Annotated in this window: 15 protein-coding genes and 2 pseudogenes; 7 read left to right on the top strand and 10 right to left on the bottom strand. The window is 70.0% G+C overall.

Going from position 1 to position 18321, the window contains the following annotated elements:
• Positions 1 to 35: 35 nt before the first annotated feature.
• Both ACSUPV_RS18765 and ACSUPV_RS18760 read right to left on the bottom strand, forming a co-directional pair.
• Complete coding sequence (locus tag ACSUPV_RS18765) at positions 36 to 1283, bottom strand: DUF418 domain-containing protein (protein ID WP_436947861.1); 1248 nt, start codon at positions 1281 to 1283, stop codon at positions 36 to 38.
• 140 nt (positions 1284 to 1423) lie between these two features.
• On the bottom strand, positions 1424 to 1951 hold the full coding sequence (locus tag ACSUPV_RS18760) for a hypothetical protein (RefSeq protein WP_436947860.1): 528 nt from the start codon (positions 1949 to 1951) through the stop codon (positions 1424 to 1426).
• Positions 1952 to 2290: 339 nt separating this feature from the next.
• On the opposite strand from ACSUPV_RS18760, the gene ACSUPV_RS18755 reads away from it, so the two are divergent.
• The 3 genes and pseudogenes from ACSUPV_RS18755 to ACSUPV_RS18745 all read left to right on the top strand — a co-directional run.
• Entirely contained in the window at positions 2291 to 2959 is a 669-nt protein-coding gene (locus ACSUPV_RS18755; protein WP_382613945.1) for a response regulator, read from the top strand.
• Positions 2956 to 4092 (top strand): sensor histidine kinase, encoded by a 1137-nt coding sequence (locus ACSUPV_RS18750; RefSeq protein ID WP_359785442.1) that lies wholly within the window; start codon positions 2956 to 2958, stop codon positions 4090 to 4092. The genes ACSUPV_RS18755 and ACSUPV_RS18750 overlap by 4 nt, the downstream gene beginning before the upstream one ends.
• Before the next feature lie 13 nt (positions 4093 to 4105).
• Positions 4106 to 4390: pseudogene (locus tag ACSUPV_RS18745) on the top strand (tyrosine-type recombinase/integrase); the annotation flags it as partial.
• 428 nt (positions 4391 to 4818) lie between these two features.
• Here ACSUPV_RS18745 and ACSUPV_RS18740 read toward each other — a convergent pair.
• Positions 4819 to 5241 (bottom strand): PIN domain nuclease, encoded by a 423-nt coding sequence (locus ACSUPV_RS18740; protein WP_436947859.1) that lies wholly within the window; start codon positions 5239 to 5241, stop codon positions 4819 to 4821.
• Positions 5238 to 5453, bottom strand: coding sequence for a type II toxin-antitoxin system VapB family antitoxin (locus ACSUPV_RS18735; protein WP_382613668.1), 216 nt, complete (start codon positions 5451 to 5453; stop codon positions 5238 to 5240). Before ACSUPV_RS18735 ends, ACSUPV_RS18740 begins: the two co-directional genes overlap by 4 nt.
• Before the next feature lie 264 nt (positions 5454 to 5717).
• Here ACSUPV_RS18735 and ACSUPV_RS18730 point away from each other — a divergent pair.
• Positions 5718 to 6119: pseudogene (locus ACSUPV_RS18730) on the top strand (TerD family protein); the annotation flags it as partial.
• 3 nt (positions 6120 to 6122) lie between these two features.
• Here ACSUPV_RS18730 and ACSUPV_RS18725 read toward each other — a convergent pair.
• The 6 genes from ACSUPV_RS18725 to ACSUPV_RS18700 all read right to left on the bottom strand — a co-directional run bounded on the left by ACSUPV_RS18725 (position 6123) and on the right by ACSUPV_RS18700 (position 14527).
• On the bottom strand, positions 6123 to 6326 hold the full coding sequence (locus ACSUPV_RS18725) for a hypothetical protein (RefSeq protein ID WP_382613670.1): 204 nt from the start codon (positions 6324 to 6326) through the stop codon (positions 6123 to 6125).
• Between the two features lie 129 nt (positions 6327 to 6455).
• A complete protein-coding gene (locus tag ACSUPV_RS18720; protein WP_436949912.1) occupies positions 6456 to 7586 on the bottom strand; it encodes a GDSL-type esterase/lipase family protein in 1131 nt (376 codons plus the stop codon).
• Between the two features lie 493 nt (positions 7587 to 8079).
• On the bottom strand, positions 8080 to 9144 hold the full coding sequence (locus ACSUPV_RS18715) for a zinc-binding dehydrogenase (RefSeq protein ID WP_436947858.1): 1065 nt from the start codon (positions 9142 to 9144) through the stop codon (positions 8080 to 8082).
• A gap of 141 nt (positions 9145 to 9285) precedes the next feature.
• Positions 9286 to 9774, bottom strand: a complete 489-nt coding sequence (locus ACSUPV_RS18710; RefSeq protein WP_436947857.1) for an SRPBCC family protein — start codon at positions 9772 to 9774, stop codon at positions 9286 to 9288.
• Positions 9775 to 9809: 35 nt separating this feature from the next.
• On the bottom strand, positions 9810 to 11216 hold the full coding sequence (locus ACSUPV_RS18705) for a flavin monoamine oxidase family protein (RefSeq protein WP_382613679.1): 1407 nt from the start codon (positions 11214 to 11216) through the stop codon (positions 9810 to 9812).
• Positions 11217 to 11302: 86 nt separating this feature from the next.
• Complete coding sequence (locus ACSUPV_RS18700) at positions 11303 to 14527, bottom strand: bifunctional cytochrome P450/NADPH--P450 reductase (protein ID WP_037765228.1); 3225 nt, start codon at positions 14525 to 14527, stop codon at positions 11303 to 11305.
• 1095 nt (positions 14528 to 15622) lie between these two features.
• Here ACSUPV_RS18700 and ACSUPV_RS18695 point away from each other — a divergent pair.
• From ACSUPV_RS18695 to ACSUPV_RS18685, 3 genes are all read left to right on the top strand, one after another.
• Positions 15623 to 15946, top strand: coding sequence for a hypothetical protein (locus tag ACSUPV_RS18695; RefSeq protein ID WP_436947856.1), 324 nt, complete (start codon positions 15623 to 15625; stop codon positions 15944 to 15946).
• A 65-nt stretch (positions 15947 to 16011) separates the two neighbouring features.
• The gene (locus tag ACSUPV_RS18690; protein WP_037765226.1) at positions 16012 to 16599 is read left to right on the top strand and encodes a TetR/AcrR family transcriptional regulator; all 588 of its coding nucleotides are present in this window, start codon (positions 16012 to 16014) and stop codon (positions 16597 to 16599) included.
• Between the two features lie 303 nt (positions 16600 to 16902).
• Complete coding sequence (locus ACSUPV_RS18685) at positions 16903 to 18252, top strand: class I SAM-dependent methyltransferase (RefSeq protein WP_037765224.1); 1350 nt, start codon at positions 16903 to 16905, stop codon at positions 18250 to 18252.
• Positions 18253 to 18321: the final 69 nt, after the last annotated feature.

The following is an 18321-nucleotide window of genomic DNA, read 5'->3' as shown; positions in this document are numbered from 1 at the left end:
GGCGGGACGTGCAGGCGTCCCACCCCGGCCGGACCTCACCGGATGTACTTGGCCGGCTTGGTGGCGGCGTTGAGCAGGGACTCGAGAGGGCCGCGGCGGAAGAAGCGGGACCAGATGGTGGCGAACACGATCGCCCCGAGGACGAACATGATCAGGGGCACCCAGGACTGCTGGATGCCGGTCCCGGCGGGCACGGGCAGCATGGGCTGTATGACGAAGTGGCCGACGTAGGCGGTCAGCGACATGGTGCCCACGGCGATGACCGGTTTCGCCAGGCGGCGTAGTCGCGGCAGACGGTCCATCAGCACGGTCGCGCCCACGATCACGAGGATCGCGACTCCGACGCTGCCGATGATGTCGAACGTGGTGCCGCTGTGCGGCCCGGCTTTGAGGAGCAACGACGCCGGCATGTCGGGCAGGGACCCGCTGTCGAGGGGCACTGATCCGGAGCCGCCGGACGACGACCCGCCTTCCGCGAGGCTCTTCAACGCGCCCTTGCCGGCCAGCAGCAGGGACATGCCGTACGCGACCGCCGTGAGGGCGGCACCGAAGGCGGCCAGGCGCTTCTGAACGGTGCCGGAGGACAGGTCGAGGCGGCCCAGGGCCATGCCCGCGATCACGAACGACATCCAGGTGAGCGCCGGGTAGAAGCCGGTGAGCAGCAGATCGAGGACGCCCACCTCGCTGAGGCGTCGGAGCGGGTCGTAGGCGTTGATGCTCTCCTGGACCGACGACGTCAGCAGCGAGTTCAGGAGGAACGCCAGCTGCGGTGTGACGAGGGCGAGCACGGCCGCGAGGATCGCGAGGGCCCTGGCGCTCAGGCGGACCAGGGGCAGGGCGAGGAGGAAGTAGACCCCGTAGAAGCCGAGGATGATCACTCCTCCGAACTCCATCGCCATCACGGTGCCCAGTGCCAGCAGGATCACGGCGCGGATCACGATGCGGGCCTTCGCCTGCCGGCCGGCCAGGCCGGTCTTGGGCTCGCGGCGGCCGGCGAGCAGCATCAGGGAGAACCCGGCGAGGGTGGCGAACAGGACCGACGAGTGACCATCCGATATGTACCGGATCCAGCTGCCGACGCCGCTCGTGGCGGACAGCGGGGGGCCGATGTGCACGACGTACATGCCGAACACCGCCAGTGCGCGGGCCAGGTCCACCCCGACGAGGCGTCCCATCGAGGGACCGGGCGAGGCCGGCGCGGCGGACTCGGGGGAGGTTCGGGGCGGCGGAGGCGAGTTCTCCTGCGGAGCCGTCGTCTCCTGTGGCGGCTGTGTCTGTGTCATACGGCGAATCTCGCGTGCCCGTCAGGAGGCGGACCATCCGGCAGGCTTCGGTAACGCCCCCGCCGACCGGCCGGTACCGCCCCGCCGACCGGCGGAACAGCGCCGCGGCGGCCGGCCGGCGGGCCCGGACGGCCAACCGCCTACTTGATGACGGCGTTGGCCACCACGACCGTCAGCCCGAGCAACGAGTCAACGGTGCCGATCATCAAGGCGGAACTCCACGTGCGACCGGCAGCGCGGGCCGCGAGCAGGCCCCAGACGAACAGCAGCACCACGTTCACGGCGAAGGCCACGTATTCGATGCCCGCCGAGGGCCACCACCCCCAGCCCGCGCCGAGCAGCAGGACCACCGTCGGCACCGTCGCCACCACCAACGGCCACTCGGACAGCAACAGCCGCACCGCGGCGCGCACACCGTGATGGGTCCGGTCGCCGCGCAGGGCGATCAGATGTGCGTAACCGTGCGCCAAGGCCGACGCGGCGGCCGTGATCAGGAGCCACTGGGCGCTGCTGAACCGGTCGGCGGGCGCCGTCTCACCCTGCTCTGTCAGGGCGGCCACCATGGAGCTGGCCAGTACCGCCCCGTACACGCCCCCGAACAGCACATGGGGCTGCGCCGCACAACGGCGCAGAGCACGGACAGGCTGACGAAGGTACGACTCGGGCATGGCTGGGTGATCCTCGAAGGGTTCGGAAATCGACTGCGGCCGACAGACTCTGGTCGGGCTGACGGACCGATCCCACCGGACGAGAACCGCCGACACCATCCGCCGGACCTCGCTCACCCGCCCGCCGACGGGCCGGAGCGCTCCCCCCGAACGGCTGGAACCGACCTGCCGGGTGGCGGGAGCCTACAGCGGCCGCACCGTCGCGCGTCCGGCCGGACGTACTGTCGGCAGCGTGCGATCAGCATACGAGTATGCGGACGCCCCGATGCGGGGTGTACTGGTCGCCGAGAAGCTGGACAGAGCAGACGAGTGTGAGGCGGAACGCCGGTGATCCGGGTAGTGGTGGTGGACGACGAGGCGCTGGTGCGGTCCGGGTTCCAGCTGATCCTGAATGCCTCCGACGACATCCAGGTCGTGGCGACCGCGGAAGGAGAGCAGGCCGCCGACGTGATCCGGCGTGAGCATCCGGACGTCGTGCTCCTCGACATCCGCATGCCGGACGTGGACGGCCTGACCGTCCTGAGGGAGATCCAGACGCTGCCCGAGCCGCCGACGGTGGCCATGCTGACCACCTTCGACACCGACGAGTACATCCTGACCGCGCTGCGCTCGGGAGCCGCGGGCTTCCTGCTCAAGGACACCGAGCCCGAACAACTCGCCCACCTCGTACGCACCCTGGCCGCGGGCGGGGTGGTGATGTCCCCGAAAGCCTCGCGGGCCCTGCTGCGCGGCCATCCTGGACGGGACACGCCCCACGACGCGGACGTGGCGCGCGTGAACCTGCTCACCGACCGCGAACGTGACGTCCTCGTTTTGATCGCGGAAGGACTGTCCAACGCCGACATCGGCACCCGCATCCACCTGAGCGCGGGCACCGTCAAGGACCACGTCAGCTCGATCCTGACCAAGCTCCGGGTCTCCAGCCGCGTCCAGGCGGCGCTCCTGGCGGAGCGGGCCGGACTGCTCAGCGGCGACGACGCCAACACGGCACGGAGCAACGGACGATGAACACGGGTCAGGCACAGTGGCGGCGGGTGCCCCTCTGGGCCGTCGACGCGGGCCTCGTCGTGCTCGCCGCCCTCGACGCCTGGATCAACCTCTACGGCGAGGCGTCAGCGTTCATGTGGGCCTGCGCCGCCCTCGGCTGCGCCGGACTGTTCCTGCGCAGGCGCCTTCCCCTGCCCGTCTTCCTGCTGACACTGCCCATGACCCTGTTCATGGACGTGGCAGTCGCGCCGATCGCCGCCCTGTACACACTGGCCACGCGCACCCGTAACCGCCCGCTCATGGCCGGATGCGCCCTGCTGAACGCGGCGGCGACCACCCTCGCCTGGCCCCTGTCCGACACGTTTTCCGGCGACACCTTTCCCGGCGACCGGACCTGGACGCTCATCGAGTTCGTCTACACGCTGGCCATGGCCTTCGTTCCGATCCTGTGCGGCCAGCTCGTGCAGGCCAGACACGACCTGGCCCGCCAACTCGTCGAGGTCGAAGTGGCCCGCGAACACGAACGCGCCCTGTACGCCCAGACCGTCCTCGCCCGTGAACGCGCCCAACTGGCCCGCGAGATGCACGACGTCGTCTCCCACCAGGTCAGCCTCATCGCCGTACAGGCCGGAGCCCTGCAGGTCGCCGCCAAGGACCCGGACGCCCGCGACGCCGCCCGCACCATCCGCACCCTGAGCGTGAACACCCTCGACGAACTCCGCCACATGGTCACCCTGCTCCGCGCCTCCGGCGGCAAGGACACCGAACTCACCCCGCAGCCCACCCTCGCCGACCTCCAGCAGCTGATCGCCAACAGCGGCATCGAGACCACGCTGACCGGCGAGCTCCCGCCCGGCACCAGCACAACCGCCCAACGCACCGTCTACCGCACGGTCCAAGAAGCCCTCACGAACGTCCGCAAGCACGCCCCGGGCGCCCGTGCCGAGGTGCGCCTGTGGCATGACGCGCACCACTTCGGCGTCACCGTCACCAACACCGCCCCCACCCGCCCGTCCGTCGCCCTGCCCAGCGCCCAGCACGGCCTGATCGGCCTGAGAGAACGCGCCGAACTGCTCGACGGCACCCTCACCGCCGAACCCACCCCACAGGGCGGATACGAGATCGAACTACGAGCCTCCACCCGGCCCGCCTGAGCACGCCCCGCCCGAGTGGCGCCGGGCTCGCGCGGTCGCCGGACTCCCGGACGGCTTCCGCTTCTACGATCTCCGTCACACCGGGCACACCCTTTCGACCCGCTCCGGCGCCACCCTCAAGGACACGATGGTGCGTGCCGGGCAGTCCTCCGAGAAGGCCGCGCTGATCTATCAGCACTCCGACGAGGAGCGGCAGCGGGAGGTGGCCGCCGGGCTCGACGACCTGGTGCGCGCCGAGCGTGCGAAGTGCCACAGGGACGACCCCGCGCACCACAGCGAGGAGGCTGCCGAGAGCTAATGGTGCGGTTGTGGTGCGCGACCTGCCCACCGGTCTGGACAACAAAGAACCCCCGGGTCTCAGACCTGGGGGTTTCACGTGGAGCGGGTGACGAGAATCGAACTCGCGCTCTCAGCTTGGGAAGCGACGGCGCTTGTGGGCGCTCTGCGGCTCCGACCTGCGCAGATGCTTTCTTCCGGGGGTGGTCGTGCGGGGCGGATCGCACCGCTGTTGACCGTGGTTGTCCGCACTTACGGGCACGCTGTGGGCACGGGGCGCGACGGCCGGTGGGCAGAGCGTGTACACGAACGGGCGCTGTGTTCGGCTGGGCTCGGTCAGACGTCTGTCGGGGAACGCCTTCGCGTGTGTACAAAACTCGGGTGAAACCCGTTGTGCACTGCCAGGCCGATGACTGCGGCTTCCTCGGAGCGCAGGCGCTCGCCCTTGGTTCATTTGCCGGCTTCGGGGCCGTACCACTGAAGCGCCTGGCCGGTGACAGCGGCGATGCACTCGAAGTCCCGGTCGCGGTGCAGCAGCGTCAGTCCCTGCAACTCGGCCGTGGCGGCCACCACGAGATCGACGGCCCCGGCGCTGCGGTGCTGTCCGCGCTGGGTGAGGACCTCCTGGACCCGCCAGGCGCGGTCGTAGACACGGTCGTCAACCGGCACCCAGCCGAAGATCAGGCGCATGTCCTCGATGCCCTGTGCGCGGTCGGCGGCGGAACGCGCGCTGTAGAAAAACTCCAGCTCGGTGACGGGGCAGGTGGCGATGAGCCCGGCGGCTGCCGCCTGGTCCCATCCGTACTGCTCGGCGTCGCCGCGCAGCATGCGGGCGAGCGCACTGGTGTCGATCAGGTATTGCGCGGCGTTCACCGACGGTAGTTCCCCTTGTCCGCGAAGAGATCGAGGTCGAAGGCACCCTCTTCCGCCGACGCCCGCAGGCGGGTGAGCGCCAGGGCCCGCCGCCGGTTCTCCAGCACCTCGCGCAGCGCGGTGTTCACCGTCTCCTTCTTGGTGCTGGTACCGAGGGCCTTGGCCACGTCCGCGACCAGCTGATCGTCGAGGTCGATCACGGTTCGGCTCATCGACTACACCTCCATGGATATCAACTGTTCCATTAACTATATATGCATCGATGTGTGAGGGCGGGCCGGAAGGAGGCGATGGCTGCACCGTAGCTCCAGTCGTGGTCGCTGGAAGGCCATTCCGAGCGTCACACCGGGTCGGCCGACAGGTGGCGAGGGGTGGCCATTCACGGATGACGTGCCCTATCGGAGTGGGGGGTTAAGTACGAGTTGATCAAGGGTGCCAACGTAGGTCTGGCGGCTCTCAGCGAAAGCGTCGACTCCGTGATCGTGAGTCTGGACTGGAGCAGCCCGACGGGTGAGGGCGACGCGGATGTCTCCGTTCTGCTGCTGGACGCAGGCGGCAAGGTGCGCAGTGACGCCGACTTCTACTTCTACAACAATCCGGTTGCCTTGGACGGGAGCGTGCAGCTCCTGGGCAAGACACCCACGGTGAGCGGCAACAAGGACCGGATCAGCTTCGACCTGACCGCGATCCCGGACGACATCGATCGGATCGTGGTGGCCGCGAGCCGGTACGACGGAGCCCATTTCGGGGAACTGGACGATCTGCGGCTGACGTTGGCCGACGGCTCCGGCGAGAACCTGCTCCGGTTCGCGATCGAGCATGCCGGCAAGGTGAGCGCGTTCATCTTCGGTGCGCTTTACCGCCGGGGTGGAGAGTGGAAACTACGGGCCGTCGGCCAGGGCTACGACGCCGGTCTGGCGGGTCTGGCAACGGACTTCGGCGTCGACATCGAGGACGAGGCGGCTGCCGAGGAGGTATTGGACGGCGCAGCAGAAGACGAACAGGCGGATGCAACCGAGCGGGCCGGCAAGCTGTACCAGCAGGCTGCGCCAGTTCGAGGCCCACGGCATCGTCACCCGCATCACGTACGCGGAGATCCCCCACGGTTCCCCCGGTTGGCCGGGGTCTGGACCCCGGCCGTCCGCAGCCGAGCCGAGCAGGCCGCCCGCGACACGGCGAGCGGCCTGCTGCTTGAGGCGGTCTACCGACTACGGTCAGCTCTCTTCACCTGTACGGCGCTTGCGCGCGAAGTAGACCGCGGCGGCGCCGACCACCACGACCGCGAGACCCGCACCCGCGAGGACGGGAGTGTTGCTCGACGCGCCGGTCTCGGCGAGATCGCCGTTGACGGTCGGGCTGTTCGCGCCCGAGTCGGTGCCGGCCCCGGGGGCGGCGGACTCGCTGGGGGCCGGGGATTCGCCGGCATCAGGTGTGGCCGGCTCGCTGGGCGTCGGGGACTCGCTCGCACCGGGCGTGGCCGGCTCGCTGGGGGTCGGGGACTCTCCCGCACCGGGCGCGCCGTTCTCGGCGAGAACCGCCGCGAAGGCGCCTGCGATCACCTTGTGGCCGTCGGCGTTGGGGTGGGGGTCCTGCTTCGTGCACGCCCAGGTCAGCTGGCAGGTCTTGGCCACGTTGGCCGGCACCTCGCCCGCACCGGGCACGTTCACCTGGGTGGTGAAGTCGTCCGAGGAGAAGGCCCCGGCCACGTCCGCCACCTTGAAGCCGGTGGACTTGTACACCTGGGCGATCCCGGTGTTGGCGGCCTTGAGCAGGGGTGCCGAGTCCTTGGCGGCCTGCTGCCCCGCGGGGCCCTGCAGCCAGGCTCCCAGGAACGGGTTGTGGTAGGTCGAGCCCACGAACTGGGTGTTGTCCGTGCCCGCCTTGCGGAGCGTGCCCGCGATCTGGGCGAGGTTCTTCGCCATGGTCTGGCTCTTGCTGTTCAGGCACGCGCCGTCGAGGGTGCGGGCCGGGGTGACGCAGTTGAGGAGGATGTCGTTGGCGCCCACGCTGAGGGTGACGTAGGCGACCTTGCCCTGGTGCTGGGCCATGGCCTTCAGGGCGGCGTCCAGTTGGGACTTGGCGTCCGGGTAGTCGCACTTCCCGCCGTCGATGAAGGACTCCGTGGTCTCGGAGGTGCAGCCCAGGCGTATGTGCTTCAGTCCGGGGGTGCGCTGCTTGAGCTGCGCGTACAGCTGGTCGGTGTAGGCGACGTCGGTGTCCTTGTCGACGTCCGGCTGGTAGCCAGAAGCCAGGGAGTCACCGAGCGAGATGTAGTACGTGGTGTCCTTGCCGCCGGTCGCCTCGTCGGCGGCGGCCAGTCCGGGCGTGCTCAGCACGACCGCCATGGCGGAGACGGCCAGCGGAGGGCCGAAACGCTGAAAGGATCTCATCACTTGCGCGCTTTCTGATGTGTTGGGGGTTCGGGTGCCGAAGGGCGTGGCTGGAAGCAGCAAGGCTCAGACGTTACGGTTTTCGGGCATCCAGAGAAAGCCTCGGTCAAGGCTTAGGGGGGAATTCTGCCTCTGTGGAACTGCGAGACCTACCTGACTTCGTCTCGGAGGCGCGGGCGTCAATCTAGCAAGTCTGACGCCGACTTGGGTATGGGAAGTAGATAAAGGGACGGTCACACGACACGCGTAATCCTCAGAAAGGCTCGACCGGCCGGGAATTGGTGACCGGACTCGTTCGTAGCCATTCGCTGAGTGATCGACTGATTGGTGAATTCCCCGCGTGGGCAGCCGGTTGGGCTGGTGTTGAGCGTGGCAGTTGGCCTCGTGTTCGACGGGCCGAATGGTGCCGGTCGCGGAATGCTGACACCTTATTGAACGCGTAGATGGTTCACGGGGTGAGGACGAGGCGGATCGGGTTGCCGGTTTTCTTCTCCAGCCGGGTGACGGCGTCGGCCGCTTCGGCCAGGGGAATGTGATCGGTGATGGAAGACGCCAGGTCGAGCCTGCCGGCGGCGGCCAGGCGGATGAGCTGGGTCACGTGTTCGGGCCCGGAACCGTACTGACCGCGGATCTGGTTGCCGCGGTAGCTGAAGGACGTGCTGTCGGTGATGGTGAGCGGTTCCGGGGTGAGGCCGGCCAGGACGAGGACACCGCCGGCGCCCAGGAGCGCGGCAGCCTGCTCGCGGACCGCTGGAAAACCCGCGAAGTCGAAGGCGGCGTCGAGGCCGCGGCCGCCGGTGGCCCGGCCCACGGCTGCGGCGAATCCCGGGTCGGCGGGGTCGAGCGCGAGGTCGGCGCCGAAGGTGAGGGCCCGTTCGCGGGCCTCGGGCAGCGGGTCGACGGCGATGACGGGCGCGGCGCCGGCCAGGCGGGCGAGCCGGATGCCGTGGGCGCCCAGACCGCCGGCGCCCCAGACGCCGACGGACTGCGCCGGCCGGACCGCCCCGGTCTCGATGATCGCGGCATACGGGGTGGAGACCGCGTCGGGGATGATGGCGGCCTGGTCGAAGGGCAGGTGGTCGGGGATGGGGGCGAGGGTGTCCTCCCGGGCGACGGCGTACTCGGCCCAGCCGCCGTCGTAGTCGACGCCGCGCGTGAGCGGCCGTGGACAGGGGGAGCGGCGCATGCAGTCGGTGCAGGCTCCGCACGCCTGGCCGGCCTGCAGGGCGACGCGCATGCCGGGGGCCCAGTCCCCCAACAGGCCGGGGCCCAGCGCGTGGATGACGCCCGCGACTTCGTGGCCGAGGGTGACCGCGCCCGAACGGGTGACCGCCTCGACAGGAAAGGCAGGGGTGAGGCTGCCGTCGATCAGGTGGACGTCGGACAGGCACACTCCGGCGGCCCTGACCTCGATCAGCACCTCTCCGGGACCGGGGACGGGAACGGGGACCTCTTCGACCGCGAAGGTGCGGGTGTCCAGGTGGAGGCGTCCGGCCAGCATGGTGGTGGACATGATGTGAACCTCGGCTTTCTGAGAAGGGGATGGACCTTCCGGAAGGGCAGGGGAGAGCAGGAGGAGGGGAGGGGCGGGGCGGGAGGGCCAGGGGCGGCGAGGACCCCGGCCCGCAAGCGGCGGGCGACCGCTGCTCCCGCGTCACCGTCGGCCGGTGCCCGAGTCCTCCGATCGGATCAGGGTGTTGAGGTTGGCCATGGACGTACGCATGCCGGCGCGCATCGCGGGCTGCTGTATGGAGTCGAGGAGCAGGCCCAGTGGGCCGAGGGGGATGGTGTACTCCACCTGGTAGGTCATTTCGGTCGTGTCCCGGCCGTCCGGGCTTTGGACCGGGCGGAACTCGAAGGTGTTGGTGACGTCCTGGAGCGGGGCGAATCCGGTGCCGGTGTCGACGCGGCGCTTGAGGGGTTCGATCTCCCTGACGGTCCAGACCGAGTCGGTCTTGAGGGGGCCGAGGGTGCGGTTGCGCTCGGCGTAGGTCTTGCCGACGGTGGCGACGCCGTGGTGGTCGGTGACCTCGATGGCGCCGGCGACCCACTCGGCGTACCGGTCGGTGCGGGAGATGATGTCCCACACCCGCCCGAGGGGGGCGTCGATGACGGCGGTCTCGGTGACGACGTAGTGGTTCATGGGTGGTTTCCCTCTCTTGTCGGTGCCTCTTGGGCTCAGTCGCGGTCGAGGAGTTCGGCGGCCGCCGTCCGGCCGGAGCGGACAGCGCCGTCCATGTAGCCGTTCCAGTACGGGGAGAACTCGGCGCCCGCCCAGTGCACGTGGCCGTGGGGGCGGCCCATCCACTGGCCGAAGTCGGTGAGCACGCCGGGGGCGGCGACGGAGGTGGGGCCGCCCTGGGTCCACTGCTCGGCGGTCCAGTCCTGCTCGACGTAGTCGATGGTGTCGAAGGCGCGGTCCCCGACGACCTGGGCGAAGCAGCGCAGCACGGCGCCGCGGCGTTCGGCGGCCGGGCGGTGGGCCCACTTGCGCCATTCCTTGCCGCCGAGGAAGCCCATGAGCACGCCGGGTCCGCCGTCGGGCGGGGTGTTGTCGAACATCTCGCGTATGGGGGAGCCGCCGCGCAGCAGGCCCATGCCGGACAGCCCGTCCTCCCGCCAGAACGGCTTGTCGTAGACGGCCACGCACTTCATGAGGGTGCCGAACGGCAGCCGCTGGAAGAGCTGGTCCTGCTGGGCCGGCAGCAGCGGGTCCCACACGATCCGTGAGGCCACCAGCGGCGGTACGGCGACGATCACTCGGTCGGCCCGCCAGTCGCCGGCGTCGGAGACCACGGTGACACCGGTGGAGTCCTGGCTGATGCGCCGCACCGGCGCCGACAGGTGGACCCGGCCGTCGAGTTCCTCGGCGAGGCGCTGGGCGACCAGTTGGGAGCCGCCGACGAACCGGCTGTCCTGGGCGCCGCCGGTGGTGCCGGTGCCGCGTTCCATGGTGCCGGGGTTGGTCTCGTTGCCGAAGGTGGAGACGTACCAGAGGCTGAACAGGGCGGAGGCGTCGCGGGCTTCGCCGCCGTAGGCGGAGTTGAGGAAGAGGTTGATCATGTCGACGGCGTCGCCGGTGATCTCGGCCTTGCGCAGCCAGGTCTCGTAGGTCATGCCGTCCAGTTCGCGGGCGTCGGGGGTCTGCCACGGGGCGGCCGGGTCCACCTTGGCCGCGGCCTGGCCGATCCGGGCCAGGGCGATACCCATGTCCGGCAGCGCGAACAGGTCCGGCGGGGTGTGCCCGGTGAACCGCTTGGCCCTGCCGTCGTTGACGTAGACGGTCTCGCCGGGGACGGCGGCCTGGTACGTGGCCACGCCGACCTCCTTGGCCAGCGCCAGGATGTGGTCCTGCGTCGGGCCGACGAACTGCCCGCCGACCTCAGTCACTTGGCCGTCGCCGAGGTCGTGGTTGAGCAGTCGGCCGCCGACCCGGTCGCGGGCCTCCAGCACGGCCACCGACTTGCCCGCCGCGACGAGTTCCCGCGCCGCCGTCAGACCGGCCAGCCCCGCACCGATCACCACGACATCGGTGGTGCGGCTCCCGCGGTGGTCTGCGGCCGCAGTGCTCTGCGTATCGGTCATGATCTGTCCTTTGGTCACTGGTGCAAGGGTGTGGTCACTGATGCAAGGCTTTGGTCATTGATGTGCGGAGTGCGCGCCGACCGGCGTCAGCCGGCCCAGACGTCCTCGACGTACGTGCCGGACTCCGTCATGGCGGTCAGCCAGGCGGCGGCCTCGTCGGCGTCGGCTCCGGTGTGCTCGCGGTAGACGGCCTGGAGCGCTTTGCGTACGCCGGGGGCCATACGGCGCCCGTCGCCGCAGACGTACACCCGTCCTCCGGCCCGCAGGACCGACCAGACCTCGGCGCTCTCCTTGGCGATGCGGTCCTGGACGAAGCGGACGCCGTCCTCGGGGGCGTGGCTGAAGACGGGGCGCAGGCTGACGGCTCCGGCGTCCTCGGCCGCCTGGAATTCCTCGCGGTGGAGGAAGTCGACGTCCGGGTGGTCGCAGCCGAAGTAGCACAGCAGTGTCCCGGTCGCCTTGCCGTGCAGCCGGTCGAGGACGGCGCCGCGGAAGGGTGCCACTCCGGTGCCCGCGCTGATCAGGATCACGGGGACGGCCGGGTCCTGCGGCAGACGGAAGGCTTCGCTGCAGGGGAGCACGCGCGCCTGGAGGGTGTCGCCCGCGCTGACGGTCTGCAGGTAGTGGGAGGCGATGCCGTGGAAGGTGCCCTCACCGCTGCGGTGCGGGGCTTTGAGGAGCGACACCATCAGGTCCACCTCACCGGGCGCGGCCGCGGCGGACGAGGAGATCGAGTAGTGGCGCGGGCGCAGCACGGGCAGCAGTTCCAGGAAGTGCTCGAACGGCAGCTCGCAGGCCCGGTAGCGCTCCAGCAGGTCCAGGAGGCTGCACCCGGCGTCGGTGACCTGCTCGCGGAAGACGTCGGGCTTCGCCTCGGCGAGTTCCGCAAGGGGGCGGTGCTCCGGCGGGCAGGCGGTGTGCTCGGCGAGTACGGCGACCTGCTCCCGGGTTGCGGTGTCCTGCAGCTCCACGAATTCCGTGAGGAGTTGACGCAGAGTCAGCGGACGGTCGACGGGCAGCGCGCCCCGGCTGCGGCGGCGCGCCTTCAGCCGTACGGTGCGGTCCAGGTCGAGGCCGAAGCGGTCGGCGACCCGCTGCACGAGGGCGGCCGGGTTGCGCGGGAGCACCGCGAGGTGGTCGCCGGTGCGGTAGGTGACGCCGTCGGGCAGCCGCAGCCGGATGAAGCGCTTGGAGCGACCGAGCGGGTGGTCCATGTCGACCAGTTCGTAGGCGTCCAGCACCTCCATCGGCTGTACGCCGTGCCGTGCCGCGAGCGGGCCGGTGACCGACTCCGTTGCGTCCTGAAGCTCGTACAGCCCCTGGTCGGCGTCGGCTTCGCCGCTCTGTCCGGTCGGTTCGGCGCCGGCCTGCACCGGGCTCCCGTACTTCTCCAGCAGAGCGTTCCACAGGTCGCCGGTCCACCGGTCGACGGTGCCGGCGAAGTCCCCCGCGGCGTCGGCGGCGCCCCGCTCCAGCAGGGGCGTCGCACCGGCGGCGGCGAGCCGCTCGTCGATGAGCGTCGGGATGCGCTGGTAGGTGGCGGCCCAGTTGCGGTCGCCGACGCCGAGCACCGCGTAGGGGACGCCGTCGAGCGAGCCGGGCTCCAACTCCTCCAGCCATGACACGAACCGGGCGGCGTCGTCGGTGGGCCTGCCGTTGTAGGAGGCGGCGACGATCACCACCGGGCCGCCGGTGGCGGTGAGTTCGCCCACGGCGTCGTCGAGGGGGGCGACGGCGGTGGCGAAGCCGTGCTCGTCACCGTCCACGGCGAGGTCAGCGGCGATGCCGGAGCAGGTCCCGAGATTGGAACCGTGCAGCACGCTCAGTGTCGTACCGGCCGCACGCCGGGCGGCGGGCCGCGCTCGTTCAGCGGGTGCGCCGATAGCGGTGGCTGTGGGCAGGCGGCGCTCGCCGCTGTCGCGTCGGGCCAGGTTCAGGGTGAAGTTGTCGGGCTTGAGGGTGAGGGACTGCTTGATCTTGAGCTGGTAGTCGGTGTGGTCGATCAGGCGGAACCGGTGGATCAGCAGGGCGAGGACGAGCGTCGCCTCGTGCAGCGCGAACTGGCGGCCGATGCAGGCCCGTTCGCCGTTGCCGAACGGCTTGAACAGGTGGACCGGGCGTGCGGCCTCCCGCTCGGCTGAGAACCGCTCCGGGTCGAACAGCTCGACGTTGTCCCCCCAGGCGGGATCCCGGTGCAGCTGAGGGATCAGCACCATCAGCGACTCGCCCTGGCGCACGGCGTACTTGCCGCCGATGACCGTGTCGGCCAGGGGCTCGACCGCGTACGACGGCGCCGTGGGCCACAGCCGCAGGCTCTCGTTGAGAATCTGGCGGACGTAGGTGAGCTTGCCGATGTCCGCGTACTGCGGGTCGGGGTCGGCCGTATCGCCCCACAGGGCGTCCACTTCCGCCTGGGCGCGGGCCAGCACCGCGGGGTGCTTGGTCAGGTAGTACAGAGCGAACGACAGCAGGCCACTGGTGGTCTCATGGCCGGCGATGAGGAAGGTGATCGCCTGGTAGCGGATGTTGACGTCGTCCAGGGGCTCGCCGGTGACCTCGTCGCGAGTGTGCAGCATCCGGCCCAGCAGGTCGTCGGTGCTCTGGTCGCCGTCCGCCCTGCGCTGCCGGATCACATCGTCGACCAGGTCCTTCATCAGGGTGACGTCGTTGCGGAACTGCTCCGCCTTCTTCCACTGGAACAACTCGGCCCCGGGGATGGACTCGCCCTTGGCCTGAGCGAAGTCCAGTGCCCTCGCAAGCGCCGTGATGAAGGGATGCGGCTCATCACGGCGGAAGGATTCGAAGTCGTAGCCGAAGCCGCACAGCCCGATCGTGTCGAAGGTCAGCCGGGTCATGTCGGCGGCCACGTCCACCGCAAGCTCCCCGGCCGCCCGGTCCCACTTGGCGATCAGCTCACGGGCGACCTTGAGCATCGTCGCGTGGTAACCCCGCATCGCGCCCAGGGAGAACGCCGGCATCAGGACGTCGTGCGCCTTGCGCCAGTTGGGCTCGTCGCCATAGGCCGTGAACAGCCCGTCTCCGCCGATCTCCCGCAGGATCACGAGGTCGGGGTGAACGTTCTTGCGGAACCTGCTCTCGTCCGCCAGTTCGGAGACGAGATCCAGGCCGGAGACGAAGTTGATCTCGGTGCCGAAGATCCGGAGCTTGAACAGCGGCCCCAGCTCCTTGGCCTCCTTCATGACATAGGCGAGACCTTCGGCCCCGCCGGGGATGTCGAGTGCATGGCCGATCAGGGGAAGAGCCGGGCGCTCGGGGATCGGCTCGGTTTCGGACAGGGGCGCAGGGGACATGAGCGTGCCTTTCGATCACGGCTGGCAAGCGATGGCCGCCAACCTACAGGCAGACATTGTCGAGTGACAATGTCGCCTGACTAGGTTATTTGACGTGGTCGAGTGAAGGAATTGTGTGCGGAGACTCGTCGTGGGCCGGTGAGTGAGGCGAAGGGCCAGGGACTGCAGGGGAACGTGACAGCGCTTCTCGGACCACGCGAGGCCCTGGACGAGGCATCGGCGACACCGTCAGGCGGCTCCTCTCACCGCGCGGTCCGTCGGCGCCAGGCGCCTGTGCCGTCGAATTGGCCCGGGCGGCGTCGGCCGACGCCGGGCGCAGTGCCTCAGCTGCCCACTCATGTCCCCTGACACCCCGGGAAAAGGAGGTGGCCGCGCTGGTGGCCGAGGGCATGAGCAACCGGCAGATCGCCTCGGCGCTCGGCCTGTGCACCGCGCACGGTGGACCGCCATATCGAGCACATCCTGGCCAAGCTCGGATTCCGCTCCCGCGCCCGGGTCGCCGCCTGGTGGGTGGCGAATCACCACCCGTCCGGCACGATCCCGTAGCGGAGCGCGGCCGGCTCGCCGGCGTGGTCCGCTCGATCACCCACCGCTTGGGCAGAGGCCGGATGACGGGCCTGGGGGCGCGCCGTTGCTGCCGTATGCACTGCCGCCGACTGAGGTCCTGAGCCCGCTCTTCTCGGCCGCCCGTTCGATCACGTCCAGGGACGAGGGGCGTACCTCGGCCCGCTGCACCGAGTACTGCACCTGCACGATCGCCGTGCTCCGGTCGGCCGGGACAGCCACGGAAAGGCCTGGGCCTACCACGGCTTTGATCTGGGGCGCCTTCGCGACCACCGCCTCGGATCCGGCCTGGCCGCTAGGTACGGGGCGTCCGTGACGCGGTGTCCCTCAGGGGCCGTGAAGACGAGCTGGGCGCCCGCTCCGGGGGCTGGGCTGCGGGCAGTGTCCTGCCGAAACGTGCCCACGCGGCTGGGACTCGGTGCCCGGCACGGTGAAGCGGTCGTCGAGCTTGCGCCGAAGACGCCGGCACACGTGATGAGCGCGGCAGGGACCACGATCCGAACAGGCCGTCATCGCCGCCCCCTCGGGCGGGTGTGGAACGTCATCTCCCGCACCGACCGGTACGCCGAGTGGGTCGCCGGCGCCATCGAGGTCACCGACCACCACGGCGTCGCCACCGTCGGCAAGACCTACGCCGAGCGCAACCGCACCCTCGGCCCCCTCAAGACCGACTCGGTCTGGACCGTCAGGGAGATCGAACCCCTCAAGCGCCGCGTCGACACCGGCACCGGATTCGCCCCGCTCCAGGACGTCACCAACACCTTCGAGTTCCGCCCGGTCCAGAGCCGGTGGGCGCACCTCATGACCACCCCGGACGTCCTGCTCCGTTCCGAGGCATCGAGGATCGCCCTCTGACAGGCGGCGGTTCCTGGCCTTGTCGAGCGACCTGATCGACAGACTGAGTCGGATAGAATCGTGTCATGGCTCATGTGTCCGCGGCGGAGCGCCGCCCCCAACTGATCAAGGCGGCCATCGCCCTCATGGCCAGGGAGGGCGTCGCCGCCGGCAGCACCCGCGCCATCGCCACCGAGCTCGGCGTGGCACAGGCGACCGTGCACTACACCTTCGGCACGAAGGAGGAGCTGTACCGGGCCGTCATGGAACAGCTCACGCACGACCTGATCACCCAGGTGACACAAGCCGCGCCCCCGGACGCGAGCTTCGAGGAAACCATCGTCACGCTCGCCGAAGCGCTCTGGCGGACCGTGCTCGAACAGCCCGCCTCGCACCAGCTGCTCACCGAGCTGAGCATGTTCGCCATGCGTACGCCACACCTGAAGGAGGCTCTTCAGAGCCACTACAGCGAGGTCCTGGCAGTGACGACGAAACTGGTCGACCAGGCCGCCGAACGCACCGGTCACCAGCTCGGCCAGCCCGCCGAGACGATCGCGAGGTTCTTCCTGGCCGGCTTCGACGGACTGACGATGCAGCACCTCTCCCTGCCGGACGAGGAAGCCGAGCGCGTCTGCCTGCGGGCCTTGGTCTCAGCCGTCCTGGCCATGGCCTGAGGTCGCCGCCCCCGATCACGACGCCGCACCGCGGCTCCGGTCCCCAGCGGGGCTTCACGGCCGGCGCTGCGGCTGGCGGAGGAGAGGGGAGCCGCGGTCGCGGCGGCCTGACGCAGGGATCCTGTCGTGACCCGGACCGGATAACCCGACCATGCCCCCATCGGCTGCCTAAAAAAGACCTGTTCAGGTTTCAATCAATGTCTGCATATACTCACCGGCGCCGGCCGCGCCGCGGTGGAACCTTGCCAGGCCCACCGCAGTACGAAACGGGCGGGGCCCCTTGGTTGGACTGTGAGGATACGCATGGCCGAAGCAGCCGCAGCGGTTCTGGCCCGGTTCAGTGAACAGGTGCTGGGTCTCCCCCTGCCCGTGGGAATCCGCCTCTGGGACGGCAGCACGGCCGGTCCCGAGGACGGGCCGGCCTTCGTCCTGCGCGACCCTGACGCCCTGCGGCGTCTGCTGTGGCGGCCGGGCGAGCTGGGGCTCGCCCGCGCCTGGGTGGCCGGAGACCTCGAAGTCGACGGCGACCTGTACGAACTGCTGAAGCGAATCTCGACGCTGCTGTGGGAACGGGACGAGCCCGGCAGCCGCACGGCGGCGCTCCGCCGGGCGCTGAGCGTGCTGACCACACCCGCCAGCCTGCGTACGGTGCGCCGAACGCTCGGCCTCGCGGGGATCGGGCTCCCGCCGGCACCGCCCGCCGAAGAGGTGGTGCGCCGTCGCGGTCCCGCGCACAGCCTGCGCCGTGACAAGGCGGCCATCAGTCACCACTACGACGTGGGCAACGACTTCTACGCCCTGGTGCTGGGCCCCTCGCTCGTCTACTCCTGCGCCTACTGGCAGAGCGACCCCTCCTCCGGCTCCGGCGACACCCTGGAGCGGGCCCAGGAGGCCAAACTGGACCTGGTCTGCCGCAAGCTCGCCCTGCGCGAGGGGCAGCGGCTGCTGGACGTGGGCTGCGGCTGGGGCTCGCTGGCCATGCACGCGGCCGAACGCTACGGCGTACGGGTCGTCGGGGTCACCATCTCGGACGAGCAGGCGGCGCTGGCTCGCGAGCGTGTCGCCGCGGCGGGGCTTGAGCACCGGGTGGAGATCAGGGTGCAGGACTACCGGCAGATCGACGACTCCCCCTTCGACGCGATCTCCTCCATCGGCATGGCCGAGCACGTGGGCGGGAAGCGGTACCGCGCGTACGCGGACATACTGCACCAACTGCTCAAGCCCGGCGGGCGGTTGCTCAACCACCAGATAGCGCGGCGCCCTGTGCGGGACGAAGGCAAGTACCGAATGGATCCTTTCATCGACCGGTACGTCTTCCCCGACGGCGAGCTGGCTCCCGTCGGCTCCACCGTGTCGCTGCTGGAGGAAGCGGGCTTCGAGGTGCGCGACGTCGAGTCCCTGCGCGAGCACTATGCCCTCACGCTGCGTGAGTGGGTGGCCAACCTCGAAGCGCACTGGGACGAGGCGGTCGAGCTGACCTCGCCCGGGCGGGCGCGGGTGTGGCGCCTTTACATGGCGGCCTCGGCGGTCGGGTTCGAGAACAACGCGATGGGCGTCAACCAGGTGCTGGCGGTCAGGACCGGCGATGACGGCCGGTCCGGCATGCCGTTGCGCAGGGACTTCCGAGGGGCCTCGCCCTCGGTGCCCGCCTGACGCGGTGCCGGTCCGGTCGTAACGGCCCACGGTGGTAGGAGCCAAGCCGCGCTCCTCCAAGAGGCGACT

This window comes from Streptomyces sp. SudanB52_2052 (assembly GCF_964272415.1).
GTDB lineage: Bacteria > Actinomycetota > Actinomycetes > Streptomycetales > Streptomycetaceae > Streptomyces > Streptomyces olindensis.
The sequence above is the reverse complement of the archived record's forward strand: the minus strand, read 5'-3'. Positions and strand labels throughout refer to the sequence as shown.